At 67.3% G+C, this 18,717-nt stretch carries 17 protein-coding genes; 6 read left to right on the forward strand and 11 right to left on the reverse strand.

From position 1 onward, the window contains the following. Positions 1 to 48: 48 nt before the first annotated feature. On the reverse strand, positions 49 to 696 hold the full coding sequence (locus IEX88_RS04975) for a S24 family peptidase (RefSeq protein ID WP_188849476.1): 648 nt from the start codon (positions 694 to 696) through the stop codon (positions 49 to 51). Positions 697 to 816: 120 nt separating this feature from the next. Beyond that, positions 817 to 1,434: a 2-hydroxychromene-2-carboxylate isomerase gene (locus IEX88_RS04980; protein ID WP_188849477.1), complete on the reverse strand. Its 618-nt coding sequence runs from the start codon at positions 1,432 to 1,434 to the stop codon at positions 817 to 819. Between the two features lie 186 nt (positions 1,435 to 1,620). On the opposite strand from IEX88_RS04980, the gene IEX88_RS04985 reads away from it, so the two are divergent. Continuing rightward, positions 1,621 to 2,694 (forward strand): YihY/virulence factor BrkB family protein, encoded by a 1,074-nt coding sequence (locus IEX88_RS04985; RefSeq protein ID WP_188849478.1) that lies wholly within the window; start codon positions 1,621 to 1,623, stop codon positions 2,692 to 2,694. 30 nt (positions 2,695 to 2,724) lie between these two features. On the opposite strand, the gene IEX88_RS04990 is transcribed toward IEX88_RS04985, so the two are convergent. Next, a complete protein-coding gene (locus tag IEX88_RS04990; protein ID WP_188849479.1) occupies positions 2,725 to 3,060 on the reverse strand; it encodes a DUF1640 domain-containing protein in 336 nt (111 codons plus the stop codon). 93 nt (positions 3,061 to 3,153) lie between these two features. Beyond that, positions 3,154 to 5,358 (reverse strand): 3-hydroxyacyl-CoA dehydrogenase NAD-binding domain-containing protein, encoded by a 2,205-nt coding sequence (locus IEX88_RS04995; protein WP_188849480.1) that lies wholly within the window; start codon positions 5,356 to 5,358, stop codon positions 3,154 to 3,156. A 208-nt stretch (positions 5,359 to 5,566) separates the two neighbouring features. Between IEX88_RS04995 and IEX88_RS05000 the strand changes: the two genes are divergently transcribed. Then, on the forward strand, positions 5,567 to 6,283 hold the full coding sequence (locus tag IEX88_RS05000) for an EAL domain-containing protein (RefSeq protein WP_188849817.1): 717 nt from the start codon (positions 5,567 to 5,569) through the stop codon (positions 6,281 to 6,283). A gap of 150 nt (positions 6,284 to 6,433) precedes the next feature. Here the strand turns inward: IEX88_RS05000 and IEX88_RS05005 are convergent, their stop codons facing one another. From IEX88_RS05005 to IEX88_RS05030, 6 genes are all read right to left on the reverse strand, one after another. Next, complete coding sequence (locus IEX88_RS05005; protein WP_188849481.1) at positions 6,434 to 6,814, reverse strand: cupin domain-containing protein; 381 nt, start codon at positions 6,812 to 6,814, stop codon at positions 6,434 to 6,436. 5 nt (positions 6,815 to 6,819) lie between these two features. Then, on the reverse strand, positions 6,820 to 8,028 hold the full coding sequence (locus IEX88_RS05010) for an acetyl-CoA C-acetyltransferase (protein ID WP_188849482.1): 1,209 nt from the start codon (positions 8,026 to 8,028) through the stop codon (positions 6,820 to 6,822). A gap of 54 nt (positions 8,029 to 8,082) precedes the next feature. After that, on the reverse strand, positions 8,083 to 8,508 hold the full coding sequence (locus tag IEX88_RS05015; protein ID WP_188849483.1) for a type II toxin-antitoxin system HicB family antitoxin: 426 nt from the start codon (positions 8,506 to 8,508) through the stop codon (positions 8,083 to 8,085). Further along, positions 8,501 to 8,707: a hypothetical protein gene (locus IEX88_RS05020; protein ID WP_188849484.1), complete on the reverse strand. Its 207-nt coding sequence runs from the start codon at positions 8,705 to 8,707 to the stop codon at positions 8,501 to 8,503. Before IEX88_RS05020 ends, IEX88_RS05015 begins: the two co-directional genes overlap by 8 nt. A 20-nt stretch (positions 8,708 to 8,727) precedes the next feature. Continuing rightward, the gene (locus IEX88_RS05025) at positions 8,728 to 10,521 is read right to left on the reverse strand and encodes an acyl-CoA dehydrogenase C-terminal domain-containing protein (protein WP_188849485.1); all 1,794 of its coding nucleotides are present in this window, start codon (positions 10,519 to 10,521) and stop codon (positions 8,728 to 8,730) included. A gap of 304 nt (positions 10,522 to 10,825) precedes the next feature. Next, positions 10,826 to 11,299: a MerR family transcriptional regulator gene (locus IEX88_RS05030; RefSeq protein ID WP_188849486.1), complete on the reverse strand. Its 474-nt coding sequence runs from the start codon at positions 11,297 to 11,299 to the stop codon at positions 10,826 to 10,828. 287 nt (positions 11,300 to 11,586) lie between these two features. Between IEX88_RS05030 and IEX88_RS05035 the strand changes: the two genes are divergently transcribed. The 4 genes from IEX88_RS05035 (at position 11,587) to IEX88_RS05050 (ending at position 17,770) form a co-directional block, all read left to right on the forward strand. After that, positions 11,587 to 15,366 carry a peptidoglycan-binding protein gene (locus IEX88_RS05035; RefSeq protein WP_188849487.1) on the forward strand — a complete coding sequence of 1,260 codons (3,780 nt, stop codon included), beginning with the start codon at positions 11,587 to 11,589 and terminating at the stop codon, positions 15,364 to 15,366. A 138-nt stretch (positions 15,367 to 15,504) separates the two neighbouring features. Continuing rightward, complete coding sequence (locus IEX88_RS05040; RefSeq protein ID WP_188849818.1) at positions 15,505 to 16,434, forward strand: sulfite exporter TauE/SafE family protein; 930 nt, start codon at positions 15,505 to 15,507, stop codon at positions 16,432 to 16,434. A gap of 104 nt (positions 16,435 to 16,538) precedes the next feature. Beyond that, entirely contained in the window at positions 16,539 to 17,282 is a 744-nt protein-coding gene (locus tag IEX88_RS05045) for a TIGR02186 family protein (RefSeq protein WP_188849819.1), read from the forward strand. 2 nt (positions 17,283 to 17,284) lie between these two features. Next, positions 17,285 to 17,770, forward strand: coding sequence for a DUF3429 domain-containing protein (locus IEX88_RS05050; protein WP_188849488.1), 486 nt, complete (start codon positions 17,285 to 17,287; stop codon positions 17,768 to 17,770). A 37-nt stretch (positions 17,771 to 17,807) separates the two neighbouring features. Here the strand turns inward: IEX88_RS05050 and pdeM are convergent, their stop codons facing one another. Beyond that, complete coding sequence (gene pdeM, locus IEX88_RS05055; RefSeq protein WP_188849489.1) at positions 17,808 to 18,524, reverse strand: ligase-associated DNA damage response endonuclease PdeM; 717 nt, start codon at positions 18,522 to 18,524, stop codon at positions 17,808 to 17,810. Positions 18,525 to 18,717: the final 193 nt, after the last annotated feature.

Raw genomic sequence — 18,717 nt, forward strand, 5'->3', positions numbered from 1 at the left:
GGCTGTCTGCCGGACGGCGACGCGGCCCGGCAATGCCGGCGCGAGGCCTCACTGGCTCGCCCACAGGATCCGTGCGATCCACTCGATGTCGTCGACGGCGAACTGCAGGTCGGGATAGTCGGGATTGACTGAGGCGAGTTCGACCGTCTTGGAGGTGCGACGCTGCAGGATCTTGGCCATGACCTCGCCGGCCCTTGTGCGCACCACCACGCGGTCGCCGCGGCGGACCGATGCGCCGGGCGAGACGATGACGATATCGCCGTCGCGGTAGAGCGGCATCATCGACTGTCCCGACACCTCCAGTGCGTAGACCGGCTCGGCGCCGCCGGTCTGCGGCAGCGCGATCTCGTCCCAGCCCTGGCCGACGGGGAAGCCGCTGTCGTCGAAATAACCGCCGGCTCCGGCCTCGGCAAAGCCGAGAAGGGGCACGGAGGCGGGTGCGAGCAGGCTGGCGGCGGCCGGCGACCTGCCGCTCATCAGCGCGGTGAACTGCTCGATCGTCGTATTGGTCGCGTCGATGATCTTGGCGATGGATTCGGTGGACGGCCAGCGCGGCCGGCCGTCGGCGGCCAGCCGCTTCGACTTGTTGAAGGTCGTCGGATCGAGGCCGGCGCGGCGCGCCAGCCCGGACGGCGTCATCTTGTGGCGCTCGGCGAGGCCGTCGATGGCGGCCCACACCCGCTCGTGCGAGAACATCCCGATCCGCTCCCGATCGTGGCTTGCGACAAGGAATAAATACCTCGAAGCCGTAGGTTTAGAAGGGAGTTGGGCAATTGTCCAGACCGCGGCGCCGCCCCGCCGAAAAATCCGCTCCCGTCAGCCGACGCGGAAGGGCGCGCGGCCACCATCCAGGACGTGTTCCAGGTCGTCGATGCGGTCCTGGCCGAAGAAGGGCTCGCCGTTGAGGACGTAGCCCGGCACGCCGGGAAGCGAGGCGGCGACGGCGGCATCGGCGTTGGCCTTGCGGGCGGCGGCCGATTCCGGCGACTCGGCCCGTTCGATGATCGCCGCGGCGTCGAAGCCGAGCTCGCTGAGATAGGCCTCGATCTGCAGCCGGTCGGCCATGTCTTCCTCGCGCGCCCAGTAGCCCGAGAACACCCGGTCCATGAAGTCCAGCGGCGACTGCCCCTCGGCGACGAGCGCCACGGCCACGAGATCGGCGAGGGCCGGGTCGGCGGGCGAGAATTTCGGCTTGACGTTGAGGGCGAGGCCGCGCCGCTCGGCGACCCGCTGCAGGTCGATCAGGCGGTAGTCCTGCCGGATCTTCGGGCGCTGGGCGACAGGCACCTGGCCCGAGACCGCCCACATGGCCGACAGGTCGACCGCCAGTGGCCGCAGCGTGGCGTTGTGCCGGCCGGCCACGGATCGGATTTCCTCGTGCCCGAGATAGACGTAAGGGGAGGAGGAGGTGAAGTAGTAGTCGATCACTGGCATGGCGTGCTCCTTGCGATGGGCTCCCCGCCCATATCGGTCCGAAGCGCTCCCCGGCAAGCTTTGCGGCGGAACCCGGGGGTGAAATGTGGCATTGTCGGGGGAAGGCGACCATCCGCTTCGGCCCTTGCGGCTTAGGATGGAAAAGGGCCGGCGGCCCTTTGCGGCCATCAGGAGACGGCAGGGCGAATGGCACTCAGGTTCGGACAGAGTACCAGCGAGGAACAGCGCCGGCGCGCCGGCGAGCCCGGCCGGGGGCGCGACGCCAACCAGCCGCTCGGAATCCCGTGGAAGGGCTGGAAGGACATCCTCTGGCGCATCTATTTCTCGTTTTTCGAGGACCGGGTGATGCTGATCGCGGCCGGTGCCACCTTCTATCTGCTGCTGGCGCTGTTTCCCGCCTTTGCCGTGTTCGTCTCGGCCTATGGCTTCGTCGCCGACCCCATGACGATTTCCGAGCACATCGCCTTCATCGGCCGCTTCCTGCCGCAGGCCGGCACGGATCTGTTGCAGATGCAGCTGGAGCGCCTGATCGCCCAGGACCCCGCCTCGCTGTCGCGCGGCTTCATCATCGGTCTCGCCGTGGCGCTGTGGAGCGCCAATAATGGCATCAAGACGCTGTTCGAGGCGATGAACATCGCCTATGGCGAGCAGGAGCAGCGCAGCTTTATCAAGCTCAACATCGTCGCCTTCTGCTTTACCCTGGGCGCGGTGTTCATCGGCATCACGCTGATCGTCGTCGTCGGCGTTGTCCCGGTGATTATGAAGATCTTCGGCCTGTCGAGTTTTTCCGATACGCTCATCGCGTCACTGCGCTGGCCGGTGATCTTTTTTCTCATCGTCGGCTCGATCGCGATGATCTACCGCTACGGACCGAGCCGCAACCGCGCCCGCTGGCGTTGGGTGATTTTCGGCGCGGTCCTTACCGCCTTCGTCTGGCTCGGCGCCTCGATCAGCTTTTCCTGGTACCTGCAGAATTTTGCCAATTACGGCGCCACCTACGGCTCGCTCGGCGCCGTGATCGGCTTCATGATGTGGGTCTGGGTGTCGTCGGTGATCTTCATCCTCGGTGCCGAGATCAACGCCGAGATGGAGCACCAGACGGCGCTCGACACGACGGACCTGCCGGAAAAGCCGATCGGCGAGCGCGGCGCCCGCGTCGCCGACACGATCGGCAAGAGCTCGTCCAAGGGCCGCCCGCCGACGGCGGAAAAGAAGGGATTCTTGCAGCGCTTTCGGTCGAAGGGGTCGGCGGCCGCCTAGCGCGACGCACGGTCCCTTTGGCACCGCGCGTCAGGGCTGGAAACTGCGGGCAAAAGCGGTGAGGGCGGCGATCGTCACCAATGTCTGGAAACCGATCGCGACCAGCAGGATCCACTTCAGCATATCGACCTTGCCCGCCGCGATCCGGGCAACAAGCCGCAATTCGCAGAGCGTCAGCCGGTCGACAATGTCGCGTCGGAAGGCTTCGAGATCGTTGCCCGAAATATCGAAATCATTCTTGGTCGCCCATGGCGAGAGTTCCCGCGCGTTGAGCAGGATGGAGGACAAGGCTTTCGCCTGCGCCTCGGAAAACCCGGCCGCCTTCAGCTTTCCGGCAATGGCGAGCGTGTCGAGATGGACCGTCATGCGCAAGCTCCGTCCGTCCTGCAAATAGCAGCGCGAAGGGGCCTTGCAGTCAAGGGGAAGGACGGGGGCGACATGGCGCCCCCGTCTTAATCGTCAGGCTGCGGCGGCGTCGGCCGGCGCAAACCGCCCGTAGAAGCTTTCGCCCTTCTCCGCCATGTCCTTCAGGAGCGGCGTCGGCGCGAAATGCGGGCCGTATTTCGCCGCCAGCCGCTCACACAGGGCGGTGAATGCCGGCACGCCCATGCCGTCGATGTAGGAGATCATGCCGCCGGTATAAGGGGCGAAGCCGAGGCCGAGGATCGAACCGATATCGGCTTCGCGCGGATCGGTAACGACGCCCTCCTCGATGGTGCGGGACGCTTCCAGCGCCATGGTCACAAGAAAGCGCTGCTGCAGCTCGGCAAAATCGACGTCTTCCGGCTTCTTTTGCGGGTAGAGCGCCTTCAGCCCGGCCCAGAGATGCTTCTTCGCCGGCTTGTCGGGATAGTCGTAGAACCCCTTGCCGTTCTTGCGGCCGAGCCGGTTCTCGTCGTCGACCATGTGGTTGATCAGCTTGAAGTGCTCGGCATTGATCGCGCCTTCGCCCTCGTCGCGAAGGGTGGCCTTCATGATCTTCTGGGCGAGGTCGACCGCCGTCTCGTCGTTCAGCGCCAGCGGGCCGACCGGCATGCCGGCGAATTTCGCCGCGTTCTCGATCATCATGGCCGGCACGCCCTCGATCAGCATGTCGTAGGCTTCCGAGATGTAGCGCAGGAAGCAGCGGTTGACGAAGAAGCCGCGCGTGTCGTTGACGACGATCGGCGTCTTCTTGATCACCCGGACGAAGTCCAGCGCGACCGCGAGCGCCTGGCTTTCCGTCTTCTCGGCCATGATCACCTCGGTCAGCATCATCTTGTCGACGGGCGAGAAGAAGTGGATGCCGATGAAGCGGGCCGGGTCTGGGAAGGCCTCGGCGAGGTGGGTGATCGGAATGGTCGAGGTGTTGGAGGCGAAGATCGCGCCGGGCTTCATCACCGCGGCCACCTGTTTCGTCACGTCGGCCTTCACGGCCCGGTCCTCGAACACCGCCTCGACGACGAGGTCGGCATCCTTCAGCGCGGCATAGTCGGGCGTCGCGGTGATCCGGGCGAGCACGCCTTCGGCCTCTTCCTTCGTCGCGCGGCCCTGGCCGACGAGCTTCTTCATCAGCTCTTCGGAATGCGCCTTGCCCTTGTCGGCGGCAGCCTGGTCGCGGTCGACGAGGACGACGGAAAGACCAGCCTTGGCGCTGACATAGGCGATGCCGGCGCCCATGAAGCCGGCGCCGACGACGCCCACGGTCTTCAGCGCCGTCGGCGCGATGTCGGCGGGGCGGCGCGCGCCCTTGTTCAGCGCCTGCAGCGAGACGAAGAGCGAGCGCACCATCATCGCCGCCTCGGTCGTCTGCAGCACGTTGGCGAACCAGCGTTGCTCGACCTTCAGCGCCTGGTCGATGGGCAGCAGCAGGCCTTCATAGACGCATTTGACGATGGCGCGGGCGCCCGGATAGTTGTCGCCCGTCTCCTTGCGGTAGAGCGAGGACACCGCCGGCCAGAGCTGCGCGCCGGCGGCCGAATAGACCGGGCCGGAGGGAAGCTTGAAGCCCTCCTGGTCCCAGGCCTTCACCGGCGACAGGCCGCTCTTCAGCATGTCCTTGGCCTTGGCGACGAGATCCTCCGGCGCCGCGACCTCGTCGATCAGCTTCATCGCCTTGGCCTTCGAGGCCGAGAGCGTCTCGCCCTTCAAGAGCATCTGCAGCGCCGCCTGCGTGTCGGTGAGGCGCGGCACGCGCTGCGTGCCGCCGGCGCCGGGGAACAGCCCGACCTTCACTTCCGGCAGGCCCATTTTCGCCGACGCGGCCGCGACGCGGCCATGGCAGGCCAGTGCCAGCTCGAAGCCGCCGCCCATGCAGGTGCCGTTGATGGCGCAGACATAGGGCTTTCCCGAGGTCTCGAGCTTGCGGTAGATCCACGACATCCGGCCGGCGCGCTCGAAGAGTTCGGCCACGGCGGCTTCCGCGTCGACCGCCTTCTTCGCCTCGAACTGCGAGAACATCGACTGCAGCATGTTGAGGTCGGCGCCGCCGGTGAAGGAGCCCTCCTTGCCGGAGGTGATGACGACGCCCTTCACCGCGGCATCGCCGGCGAAGCGGTCGATCATCGCATCGAGCTGGTCCATCACCTCTTCGGTGAAAACGTTCATCGAACGGTCCGGCATGTCCCAGGTGACCAGAGCGATCCCGTCGGCGTCGATGTCGATCCTGAAGTTTTCGGCGGTCATGGTTGTCTCCCGACTGGTGATTTCTAGCGATATCTGTAGGCGCCGACGCACTTTAGTCAGCAAGACGAAATGAATGGCGCCGGCATTTAATATGTGGAAAGAGAAAGCCCGTACTCTTCTGTTTCAGAAGAGTTTTTAAGGGACCTATGACGTGAACAAGGGTTGCGAAGGCTGTCGCTCCGGCAAGGAGCTCGACTTTACCTTTTCGATGGCTTTCCAGCCGATCTACGATGTCGCCGTGGAGCGCGTCTGGGGCTACGAGGCTCTCATTCGCGGCACCGCCGGCGAGGGCGCCTATCAGGTTCTGTCGCAGGTGCAGCCCGAGCAGAAATATCTGTTCGACCAATCCTGCCGGGTGAAGGCGATCGAGCTGGCATCCCGGCTGTTCCCGCGCGGCAACGGCCTGAAGCTGTCGATCAACTTCATGCCGAACGCCGTCTACGAACCCGCCGCCTGCCTGCGCGCCACACTCTCCGCGGCGCGCACCTTTGATTTTCCTCGCCAGGCAATGATGTTCGAGTTCACCGAGGCCGAGGAGATCGTCGATACCGATCATCTCCGGAAGATCATCGCCGAGTACCGCCGCCAGGGCTTCATCACGGCACTCGATGATTTCGGCGCCGGCTATGCGGGACTTGGCCTGCTTGCGGACTTCCAGCCCGATCTCCTGAAGATCGACATGAAGATCATCCGCGGCGTCGATACCGATCGGGCGCGCCAGGCGATCGTCCGGGCTATCGTCGGCGTGGCCCGTGAACTGGGCATCACCGTGCTGGCCGAAGGCATCGAGACCGAGGCGGAGTTTCTGGTACTGAAGGCTGCCGGGATCGCGCTGTTCCAGGGCTACTACTTCGCCCGTCCCGCCTTCGAGGCGCTGCCGCCGCTGATGCAGGGCATGCCGGACCGGGTGACGGTCGCCGCCTGAGCACGGAAAGGCTGCCGCCGGGGCCCCGCGCAGGCGGCAGCGCCGCCCATGCCGGCGGCCTGCCACCATCGCGTTGGCCGCCATCGCTTTGGCCGCCGCGCCGCGATGGGAGACCTCGGTCGACGGCAGGGACTCGGCGTGACCCATCGTTCAGGCCGACAGATGCGCGCGTTGGTCGGCGAGGCTTTTCGCCCTGTCGCTGGCCGTATCGCCCGTGTGCTTCGTCTCGCTCGGCTCGAACAGGAGGATCCAGCATTCCTCTTCGGCCAGCGGATTGTGTTCGACGCCGCGCGGAACGACGTGGAAGTCGCCCGCCGCGAGCCGGACATCCGGCCGGTCGCGGTAACGGATGGTCACCGCGCCCTTCCAGACCAGGAACATCTCGTCCTCTTCGGCATGCGCGTGCCAGACCAGTTCGTCCCGGATCTTGGCGACCTTGACGCTCTGTCCGTTGAGGTCGGCGATGACGCGCGGCGACCAGTGCTGGACCACCGCGTCGAACTCGCGGGCGAGGGACCCGGTGTTAAACATCGGCGTCACATCCTTTCGATGATGGTCGCCGTGCCCATGCCGGCGCCGATGCAAAGCGTGACGAGAGCCACCGTCTTGTCGGTGCGCTCCATCTCGTCGAGCACCGTGCCGAGGATCATTGCTCCAGTCGCGCCGAGCGGATGGCCCATGGCGATGGCGCCGCCGTTGACGTTCATCTTGGCGTGGTCGATGTCGAAGGCTTGGCAGTAGCGCAGGACGACGGCGGCAAAGGCCTCGTTCAGCTCGAACAGGTCGATGTCGGCAAGCGACATGCCGGCGCGGGCGAGCAGCTTTTCGGTGACGTCGACGGGGCCGGTCAGCATCAGCGCGGGATCCGAGCCGATATTGGCGAAGGCCCGGATTTTCGCGCGCGGCTTCTGGCCGAGGATGGCGCCGCCTTCCCTAGAGCCGAGCAGGACCGCAGCGGCACCGTCGACGATGCCGGAGGAATTGCCGGCATGGTGGACATGGTTCACCGTCTCGATCTCAGGATGCGCCTGGATGCCGACGGCATCGTAGCCGCCCATCTCGCCCATCATGCCGAAGGAGGCGTTGAGGGCACCCAGCGACTGCATGTCGGTCGAGGGGCGCATGTGCTCGTCGCGGGCGAGAATCGTCAGCCCGTTCTGGTCCTTGACCGGCACCACCGAGCGATCGAAGCGGCCTTCCTCCCAGGAGCGCGCCGAGCGCTTCTGGCTCTCCACCGCATAGGCGTCGACGTCGTCGCGCGAGAATCCGTATTTCGTCGCGATCAGGTCGGCCGAAACACCCTGCGGCATGAAGTAGGAGGGAATGCCGACGGAGGGGTCCATGAACCAGGCGCCGCCGGCCATGCCCATGCCGACGCGTGACATGGATTCGACGCCGCCGGCGATGACGAGATCGTCGGAGCCGAAGGCGATCTTCGCTGCACCGAGATTGATCGCATCGAGGCCCGAGGCGCAGAAGCGCGAGATCTGGATGCCCGGCGCCTTGAAGTCGTAGCCGGCCTCGAAGGCGGACGCGCGCGGAATGACGGCGCCGGCTTCGCCGACCGGATCGACGCAGCCATAGATGATGTCGTCGACCTTTGCGGTGTCGAGACCGTTGCGATCGCGCAGGGCCTCCAGCACCTTGGCGCCGAGCCGGACGGCCGGCACCTCGTGCAGCGCGCCGTCCTTCTTGCCGCGGCCACGCGGGGTGCGGACGTGATCGTAGATATACGCTTCGGCCATGATCGAGCCTCCCATGCTGTTTGGCTTTCCGCAGGCAAGTGCCGCGGTTCGGAGTTAGGCCGCCTCGACGACGAGACGGAGCCTGCGGCCCAGGACCGCAAGCGCGTTTTCGAGATCGGCGACGGAGTCGACGTTGTCGGGATCGAGCAGAGCGTCGACCTGCCAAGGCTTCAGCCCGGCAAGGCCGCCAAGGGCTTCTGCCGAAAGGGCCGAGCTTCGAAAGGATTCGATGAAGGCGATCTTGAGGAGATCGTCGGCATAGGGGGCGACCATCTCGCCGCCCTGGGACTGAGCGACTGGCAGAGCGCGGTTCATAGCGAGATAGCCCCGCAGCGCCAGACCGAGGGCCTCCGAGGCTGCCCGCATCGCTTCCGGAAGATCGCTGCCGGACGTGATGGCTTCGGGAACGTCGGGGAACGTCGCGCTGATCCCGCCATCGGGATCCTCCGCAAAGCTGACGGGGTAGCGATAGTCATTCATGCCCGTCCTCCAGTCCCAGCTGCTTGCGTATCCGTCGCATCATCAGCGGCGTCAATTCACCGCTCTGGACGGTCGTGAACCGCTCTCCGATGTGAACGCGATAATGGCTGCCCTTGCCGCGCCCTTCAATGACCCGGAATTCCAGGCCGCCTTTTCGAGCCTCGGCGCGCAATTCCCGAAGAAAGGCTTCGCGCTTCATCCGAGAACTCCCTCAAGACGTCAGAACGCCTCGGCCTCCAGCGCCATCATCGTGTCGGCGCCGGCCGAAATCCGCGCCAGATGCGCCGCAGTCTCGGGCAGAACGCGCTCCATGAAGAAGCGCGCGGTGACGAGCTTGGCCTCGAGGAAGGCCTTGTCGCCCGTGCCGGCCGCGAGCTGGTCCTGCGCCACCTTCGCCATCCTGCCCCACATGTAGGAAAGCGCGACGAGGCCGAACAGGTGCATGTAGTCGGTCGAGGCGGCGCCCGCATTGTCCGGCTTCATCATGGCGTTCTGCATCAGCCACATCGTCGCCTGTTGCAGGTCCTTCGATCCCTTGTGGATCGCCTTGGTGTAGGGGGCCATGGCCTCGTCGGACCGGTGCTCCTCGCAGAAGGCCGCGACCTCGGCGAAGAAGGCCTGCACGGCGCGGCCGCCGTTCAGCGCCAGCTTACGGCCGACGAGGTCGAGCGCCTGGATGCCGTTGGCTCCCTCGTAGATCTGGGCGATGCGGGCATCGCGGACGAACTGCTCCATGCCCCATTCCCGGACATAGCCGTGGCCGCCATAGACCTGCTGGGCCATCACGGCGTTGTCGAACCCCTTGTCGGTGAGGACGCCCTTGATGACCGGAGTCATCAGGCCCATCCAGTCGTCGGCCGCCTGCCGCTCGGCGGCGTCTTCGGCGACATGCGACAGGTCGCCCTTCAGCGCCGTCCACAGGATCAGCGCCCTGCCGGCCTCGTTGACCGAGCGGATGGTCATCAGGATGCGGCGGATGTCGGGATGGACGATGATCGGGTCGGCCCGCTTGTCGGCGGCCTTGATGCCGGAGAGCGAGCGCCCCTGGATCCGATCCTTGGCGTAGACGACGGCGTTCTGGTAGGCGATCTCGGAAATGGCGAGGCCCTGGATGCCGACGCCGAGCCGCGCCTCGTTCATCATCGTGAACATGGCGCGCAGGCCCTTGTCGGCCTCGCCGATGAGGAAGCCGGTCGCGTCGTCGTAGTTCATGACGCAGGTGGCATTGGCGTGAATGCCCATCTTCTCCTCGATCGAGCCGCAGGAGACGCCGTTGCGCTGGTCGGGACGGCCGTCCGCGCCGAGCACGAACTTCGGCACGATGAACAGCGAAATGCCCTTCACCCCTTCCGGCGCACCGTCGATGCGGGCGAGGACGAGATGAATGATGTTTTCCGACAGGTCGTGCTCGCCGGCCGAGATGAAGATCTTTTGGCCGGAAATCCTGTAGGAGCCGTCCGGCTGCGGGGTCGCCCGGGTGCGCAGGAGTCCGAGATCGGTGCCGCAATGCGGCTCCGTCAGGTTCATCGTCCCGGTCCACAACCCGTCGATCATGTTCGGCAGGTACTGTCGCTTCTGCGCCTCGGTGCCGTGCTGGCTGATCGCCGCGATCGCGCCGGCGGTGAGGCCGGGATACATCGCGAACGCCATGTTGGCGGAGGACATGAATTCGTTGATCGCGGCCGACAGCGTGTGCGGCAGGCCCTGGCCGCCATACTCGGGATCGGCCGAGATGCCGCCCCAGCCGCCCTCGCGGAAGGTCGCATAGGCCGCATCGAAGCCTTCAGGCGTCGTCACCGTGCCGTCGGCATGGCGGGTGCAGCCCTCGTGGTCGCCGGACTGGTTCAGCGGATGGAATACCTCGGCGGCGACGCGGCCGGCCTCGCCGAGAACCGCCTCGACGATGTCCGGGGTCGCGTCGGAAAAGCCGGGCAGGTTGCTGTAGCGCTCGAGCCCGAGGACGTCGTTGAGGATGAACAGAGTGTCGGCGACGGGCGCCTGATAGACCGGCATAGGCTTGTCCTCCCCAGAAGCTGATTCTAACTTTGACGTTTACGTCAATTGAAGCCGATATATCGACTCCCGGGTGCGCACACAAGGGCACTCGGCTATCCGGCGATCGGCGGCCTTCGGTCACAGCGACGAGGGAACGCCGTGGTAGGAGTTGTGGCGATCCGGCCCGCGGATCATCATCCGGCGAGGGTGGCCGACGAGCGGATCAGGTGAGGGCAGGCGTACCGCCGTACGAAACGGCGCGGGTCAGGACGGGCCGAATCTCGTGGGCGCCGTCACCCGGCGCAGCGCGCTGCCGGCCCGATCAAGATTTTGAGAGATTGAGTCGGTCGCGGACGAAACTGATCGAAACGCCCATCGCCTCGATCGACGCGTCGAGTTCGCGCTTCTGGTCCAGAAGCACCTGCTGCTGCTCCTCGAAGCGCTGCAGCGCGACCTCGAGCTGGCGTCGCTTGCCGTTCGGCTCGTGGTAGATCTCGATCAGCTGCTTGGCCTCGGTCAGCGAGAAGCCGAGCGTCTTGGCCAGGAGGATGAGTCGCAGCCGGGCCCGGTCGCGGCGCGAATAGAGCCGGGTCGTTCCGCGGCGCTCCGGGTTCAGAAGGCCGCGATCTTCGTAGAAGCGGAGCGTTCGAAGCGTGACGGCGAATTCGCGGGCGAGATCGCCGATCCGGAATACCTGCTTGTCGGTGGCGGACGAAGCGGTCTGACCGAGAAGAAAATCGATGTCGAACGGAATCGCGTCTTCCCCGAGGGATTCGGCGTCATTGAGCTTATTCATTTGAATTCCATAGGAGAGTTTCCCTCGGCAACGCGAAGCCGGCGTCGAAACTCACGGGATCGTTGGGTGTGGCCTGACATACTCCGCCGATTGCGGCGCGAGCAAGACGCCACGTCATCAAGCTGAAAATCCAGCCTCGCTCATGCCAGCCTTTCTATATGGTAAACGAACATGTCGACCACTAACCAAGGGTTTAAACCCGGGGACGCAACGTCGGTCGCAGCAAAAGCGGAACGCAACTCCTGCGGGGGGCTCGGCCACTCTGGCAGAGCGAGAGGAGCCTAACGATGGCGAAGTCGTATCCGGCAGTGCCCAGCGGCGAGAACGAGAGCGCCTCCCTGGCCGCGCTGAACCGATCGCTCGAACTCCTGGAAGCCCGCCTGGCGAAAATGACGCCCGCCGCCGCCACCACGGCGCCGCGGCAGAACGCTCCTGCCTCGACCGCTTTCGCCGCGGCGGCCCATGCGGCCGCGTCCCCGCGCGGTGCTCCCGGGGCCGAACGGCGTCGGCCCTCGCTGGCCGATGCGGTGTCTGAGATCGTCATGCGGCGCCAGATGCTGGACGATCAGCCCCAACCGCAGCGCGCCCCGGCGCCGATGCCGCGCTCCCGCGAAGAAAGCAAGCGGCCGGCCGAGGAGGACCGCGCGATGGGCCGGCGCTTCGAGACCCTGGTCGGCGAAGTCGACACCCTGCGGGCCGAAGGCAGCAGCTACGCGCTGATGGCCGAAGTTTCCAACGAGTTGCGCAACCTGCGCCGGCAGATCGAGGACGAACGGAGCGGCCATGACGGTTCGCGCTTCGAAGCCGTCCACCGAGCCTTCGACGACCTGCGCCAGATGATCACCGCCGGCTCGCCGGGCGAAGCGATTGCCGCCCGCATGGGCGAGATCTCCGTCGCCCTGGCCCGGCTGACCGACGAGGGTGCCGACCGCGCGACGCTGAATACCCTGAGGGCCGACCTCGAGGACCTGCGCGGGCAACTCGCGCCGGCCGCGCCCTTGGCGGCCGACCGCCCGACGCGCGCGGCCGGTCGCGACGCTGGGCCCGACGTCGAAGCCGACCATGAGCATCGCGGGGACCTGAGGCACGAACTGGAACGCTTGCGCGAATCGCTCGGCTCGCTCGCCAGCGAGGACCAGGTGAGGGCCGTCGAGAAGCGCTGGGAGGAATTCGAGACCCGCTATCACGGCCCCTCGGCCGGCGCCGACGGCGCCGCCCTGTCCCAGCTTCTGCGCGACGAGTTGGAGACCATGCGCGAGAAGCTCGAGGCCATGCACAGCACGCCCTCGCCGGCGGTGGAGAAGCGCTGGGGCGCGCTGGAGGAGCGGCTGGATTCGCGGCAGATCGAATCGAGCGTGCAGCGGCTGGCCGAGCGGATTGGGCGGATCGAATCGAGCCTTGCCGACCTTCCCGCGAGCCTCGGCATCGGCCAGCTGGAAGAGCGCATCAAGATCCTGGCGACCAGCGTGGAGTCGCTGGCGCGCCGCGGCGGCGACGCCGACCTGGAGCATTTCCTGTCGCTCGAGGAGCGGCTCGACGAGATTTCGCGGGCGATCGTGGCGACGACCCTGCAGGCGCCGACGATCGACATGGCACCGATCGAGCGCATCGAGGCCCGCATCGCGACCCTCACCGCGCGGGTCGACCGCTTCGCCGCCGACGACAACAGTCAGGCTTTGACCAAGCGCATCGCCGAACTGTCGCAGCGGGTGGAGGATCTGGCCAGCAATGCGCTGACCGACCAGCTGTCGGAGCGCATCGCGGGCCTGGCCGACCGGCTGGAATTGGTCTCGGCCGAATGGGAGCGGCCGCAGGTCGATACGGCGGCGATCGAGGCGCGGCTCGCCGCCCTCGCGCTGAGGCTCGAGGCTGCCGAGCAGCCCCGCGTCGACACCGAGATGATGCGCTCACTGGAGAGCCAGATCAGCCGCCTGTCGGAGCATCTGGCAACCGCCGGAACGCTGTCGTCCGAGGATTTCGACAGCGATTTCGATCGGCGGCTGGCGGCCGTCGAGCAGCGGCTCGACGAGAATCGCGAAGCCCTGATTGCCGCCGCCCGCGAGGCCGCGGACGAAACCGCGCGCCGCATGCAGGCCGCCGGCGACCAGCGCCAGAGCGAGCATGTGGCCCAGCTTTCGGATAATCTGCGGTCCCTCGAGCACCTGTCGCGCGAAACCGGCGACCGCTCGAACCAGGTCTTCGACGCCGTCCATCTGACCCTGCGCAAGATCGTCGACCGGCTCGAAATGATCGAGACGGAACTGACGAAGGGCGGTCGCGGCGACACCCGCCCGACCACGGACGCGGTGGCACCGGCGGTCGAGCCGGTCAGCCTTGGCGAACCGGCGAGCCCGCGCGGCCTCAGGGCCGTGATCGCCCGCCACATGACCGGGCGCGGCGCGGCGGAGCCGGTCGCCACCCTGGGCGACCAGACCGTGCTCGAACGGCGCACGCCCAAGGTCGAAACCGGCACGCGCGAGCGCCTTGACGCGCCTGCGCTCGACACCGCCCCCATGCTCGACAGCAGCGAGGCCAACCGCCCGCTGGAGCCGGGTTCCGGCGCGCCCGACATCGGCGCGCTGCTCGAGCGCGTGCGCCTGCAGCAGCGCAACAAGATGGAGGGTGGCAGCGAAACCACCGGCGAGGCCGAGACCCGCGCAGCGGCACGGCGCGCCGCCAAGGCCGCCGTCGCCGAGGCGGAAACCCTGCGTTCCCCCCAGGTCGCCGGCAAGTCCGGCCGCGAGGGCCTGTCCTCGCTGCTGCAGCGCCGCCGCAAGACGATTCTGATGGCTGTGACCGCGGTCCTCGTCGCCCTGGCGGCGATGCCGATCGGCAAGGCCCTCCTAACCAATCCGGAAACTGCCGACACCCGGCAGATCGCCGCCGTGGACGAGGCAGAGACGCCGCCCGCCGTCTCCGCGCCCGCCCCCGTTTCATCCGCTACAGCGCCTTCTGCGCCCGTGCCGCAGGCCGCCGCCGAAAGCAGCGGGACGCCTGATGGCGTTCCGTCCACCGGGCAGCAAGCCCTGTTCGATCGTTCTCCCGGCCAGGATTCGCCGGGACCGACCATGCTGGCGGTGAAGGCGCCGGACGTCGCGGCGCCTGGCCCCGCCTCGCTGGCGCCCGCGACGACCAAGGCCGACGACGCCGCCGCGGTCCTGGCCCGAGCCACGGCCAAGCTTCCCGCTTCGGCCGCCGGCGGCATTCCGGCCGCGCCCGCCGACATCGGCACGCCGGCCCTCGTCGCGGCCGCCGCGGCCGCCGAACCGAAGGCTCTCTTCGAGGTCGGGCTGCGCCTGCTCGAAGGCCGCGGCAGCCAGCCCAACGCCGCCGCGGCGCTGGATTGGTTCGCCCAGTCCGCCAAGCGCGGCTTCGCCCCGGCGCAGTACAGCCTGGGCACGTTGTACGAGAAGGGCAACGGCGTCGCGCGCGATACCGGCGCTGCCCGCGACTGGTATCTCTTGGCCGCCGGTCAGGGCAACATCCGCGCCATGCACAATCTCGCGGTGCTCTATGCGACCGGCATCGAGGGCAAGTCGGAGCCGGAGACCGCCGCGTCCTGGTTCGAGCAGGCGGCCGATCACGGCATGCGCGACAGCCAGTACAATCTCGGCATCCTCTATGCCCGCGGCTCGGGGGTCGAACAGAACCTCGCCCAGTCCTACAAGTGGTTCGGCATCGTCGCCCAGTCCGGCGACAAGGATGCCGAAACCAAGCAGAAGGAAATCGGCGAGCAGATGACGCCGGAGCAGCGCACGGCGACCGACGCCACGATCGCCCAGTGGACGGCGAAGGACGTGGCGAGCTCCGCCAACACGGTGGAAGTCCCGCCGGAGTGGAGCAGCCCGGGGAGCGACCAGACGGCCTCGGTCGACATGACGCGGGCCGTGCGCAACATTCAGGCCATCCTCGGCAAGCTCGGCTACGACGCCGGCACGCCGGACGGCGTCGTCGGCGACAAGACCACGGCCGCCATCGCCGCCTTCCAGAAGCAGGCGGGCCTGGCGTCGAACGGCAAGATCGACGAGACGCTGATCCGGGCGCTGCTGGCCCGCCGAAACGGTTAAAGTTCTTAGGACTTTCTTGCTAGATTCCGGCCGTGCCGAAAGCGCGCGCCGGATTTGGCATGTCGAAGGTCGGTCCTTGACGGGTCGGGCAGCCGCAGCCATGCGACAAGCGCGCCGAACCCGGGAACGATGGCCGCCGTGAATCTCTACCTGCCGATTGCCGAAATCTCCGTCAACATGCTGGTCATCATCGGCATGGGAGCGGCCGTGGGCTTTCTCTCCGGCATGTTCGGGGTCGGCGGCGGCTTCCTGATCACGCCGCTCCTGATCTTCTACAACATCCCCCCCGCCGTGGCCGTGGCGACCGGCGGCAACCAGGTCATCGCCGCCTCCTTTTCGGGGGCCCTCGCGCATTACAAGCGCGGCACGATCGATCTGAAGCTGGGATTCATGCTCCTGGCCGGCGGCGCGGTCGGCTCGGTCCTCGGCGTCATGCTGTTCACGCTGCTCAGGCGGCTCGGTCAGCTGGATCTCGTCATTTCCATCCTCTACGTCCTGCTGCTCGGCTCGGTCGGCGTGCTGATGATGGTCGAGAGCCTCAACGCCATGCGCCGCGTCCATGCCGGCGGTTCGGGCGAGGTGCGCCGCCATGGCCAGCACAACTGGGTGCACCGCCTGCCGCTGAAGATGCGCTTCCAGCGCTCCAAGCTCTATGTCTCGGTCATCCCGGTCCTCGGCCTCGGCTTCATCATCGGCATCCTGGGTGCGGTGCTCGGCATCGGCGGCGGCTTCATCATGGTGCCGGCGATGATCTATCTCTTGCGGGTGCCGACCAGCGTCGTCATCGGCACCTCGCTGTTCCAGATCATCTTCACCGCCGCGATCTCGACCGTCATGCAGGCGGCGACGAACACGACGGTCGACGTCGTCCTGGCCTTCCTCCTGATGATCGGCGGTGTGGTCGGCGCACAGTTCGGGGCGCAGGCGGGACGCAAGCTGCGCGGCGAGCAGCTGCGGGCACTCCTGGCCCTGCTGGTGCTGGCGGTCTGCATCCGCCTCGGCGTCGAACTGGTGGTCTATCCCAGCGACATCTATTCGATCAGCCTGCCGAGCGGAGAGGCCAAGTGAGGGCGCCGGCGCTCGCTTTGGCAGCGCTGGGGCTGCTGCTGCCTGCCGCCACGACCGCGGCCGACGAGCCGACGAGGACGGCCCAGGCGACGACGGCGCAGGCGATGCCGGCGCCGAGCGAGGCGACGCCGGGGCTGAACGAGACCTTCGAGATTGGCCTGTCGACCGAGCAGATCGTCATCGCCTCCAATTTCAGCGGCGCCCGCCTCGTCGTCTTCGGCGCGCTGGACAATGCCGACGGGCGCATCCTGCGCCAGGGCGGCTACGACATCGTCGTCGTCCTGGAAGGCCCGAAGACGCCGCTCGTCGTGCGCGAGAAGGAGCGGGTGCTCGGCCTGTGGGTCAACAGGGGGTCGGAGACGTTCAACAGCGCCCCGGCCTCCTACACGCTGGCCTCGACCCGGCGCCTGACCGACATCGCGCCGCAAAAGCTGCTCGACCAGCTGTCGGTCGGAATCGAGAGCCTGCGCACCGATCTCGGCCGCGATGCCGAGACCGTGGCGCCCAACCGCGACGAATACGCCAACGCCATGCGGCGCATCCGGATCGAACGCGGGCTGTATCAGCAGTCCTTCGGCAGCATCGAATTCGTCAGCACGACCCTGTTCCGCGCCGATCTGGTTCTGCCGGCGGACCTGCCGGTGGGGATCCACACCGCGCGCGCCTTGCTGTTTCGCAACGGCGTTTTCCTGCGCGAGCGCAACGTGCCGCTGCGCGTCGTCAAGTCGGGTTTCGAGACCACGGTCTCGAACCTCGCGGAACGCCACGGCTTTCTGTACGGTGTCTTCGCGGTTGCGCTGGCGATCGTGACCGGCTGGTTCGGCAGGCTGGCCTTCAAGCGGGATTGACCATGACCGACACTGCGACCCCTTACCTGGCCGACCAGGCGCCGACCGAGCCGCTCGCGCATAACCGCACGCTCTGGGCCCTCGGTCTCGGCGGGCTGATCCCCTTCGTCGCTCTGTCGGCGGTGCTGATCTATGCCGGGCGCGACTTCATCGCCTTCGACAAGCTGGTGCTGGCCTTCACCGCCTATAGCGCGGTGATCCTGTCCTTCCTCGGCGGCATCCGCTGGGGTGCCTCGCTGATGACGGGCGTCCGGACGCGCGGCACGCTGGTGCTGTCGGTCGTCCCCTCGATTATGGCCTGGATTCTCGTCCTCGTGCCGGCGCCCTGGTGCTTTGCCGGCTTTGCCCTCGCCTTCCTGGCGCAGGGCGCCTGGGACATCGCCGCCATCCGCCGCGGCCAGCTGCCGGCGGAGTTCGGCCGGCTGCGCCTCGTTCTGACGGCGGTCGTCGTCCTGTGCGAGATCGCGGCGACCCTCTCGACGCTTTGATCCGGCGAGAGCGCGGAGCCCGTCGAAACCGCGGGCGTCAGCGGCAGAGGGCGCGAAAGCCGATCGGATAGATGCGGGTGACGCCGATCACATAGGCCATGGCGCGCTCTGCCCGGAACAGGCCATGAAAGGCGCGGTCGAGGACGTTGAGCCCGCCGGTGGTGACGCCGAAGGATGGCATGACCATGCGCTCGCCGTCGGTGGCGAAACAGGCGCCACGCACGCTGCGACCGCCGCCGGCGACGCGCGCCACGGGATGCAGGTGGCCCGCCACCTCGCCCGGACATGGCCCGTTTCTCGGCTCGTGCCGGAAGAGCCAGGGGCCGACCGCGACCTCGCCGAGCATCTCGCCGCCGACGAAGGCGGGCGGCTCGGGATCGTGGTTGCCGGCGATCCAGGTCCAGTCGCGGCCGGCCATCAGCTTGACGAGGATCTCGCGATAGGCGGCGGGCATGAAGGCCGCCCCGTGCCGGTCGTGAAAGCTGTCGCCGAGGCAGACGACGCGCGTCGGCTGGTAGCGGCCGATGACGGCGCCGAGCAGCGCCAGCGTCGCCGCCGTGTCGTAGGGCGGCATCATCATGCCGCGGCGCGCAAAAGCGGCGCCCTTTTCCAGATGCAGGTCGGAGACGATGAGCAGCCGCTCGTCCGGGCAGTAGACGGCGCCCGTGGGGTCGCAGACGATGGCGCCGCCGTTCAGCGCCGTCGCATGCCCCTCGCTCTCCGCCTGCCGCATCCGGCGCATCACCGCATTCATTTTGTCGGACTGTCCCTGGTGTGATTCGCCACAGGCCCTATCGACTCATGCTTGGCGGCAAAGGCAAGGCCTTCGCGGCGGCCAGGGCGGCAGATCGCGGAAACGTCACACCCGCCGGGCCACCTGCCGCGAGGTGAGGACCGACGCCTCGGCTGCGGGGGAGGGGGGCCACCGCGGCGTCGCCTTGCAATTT

This window comes from Aureimonas glaciei (assembly GCF_014643375.1).
GTDB lineage: Bacteria > Pseudomonadota > Alphaproteobacteria > Rhizobiales > Rhizobiaceae > Plantimonas > Plantimonas glaciei.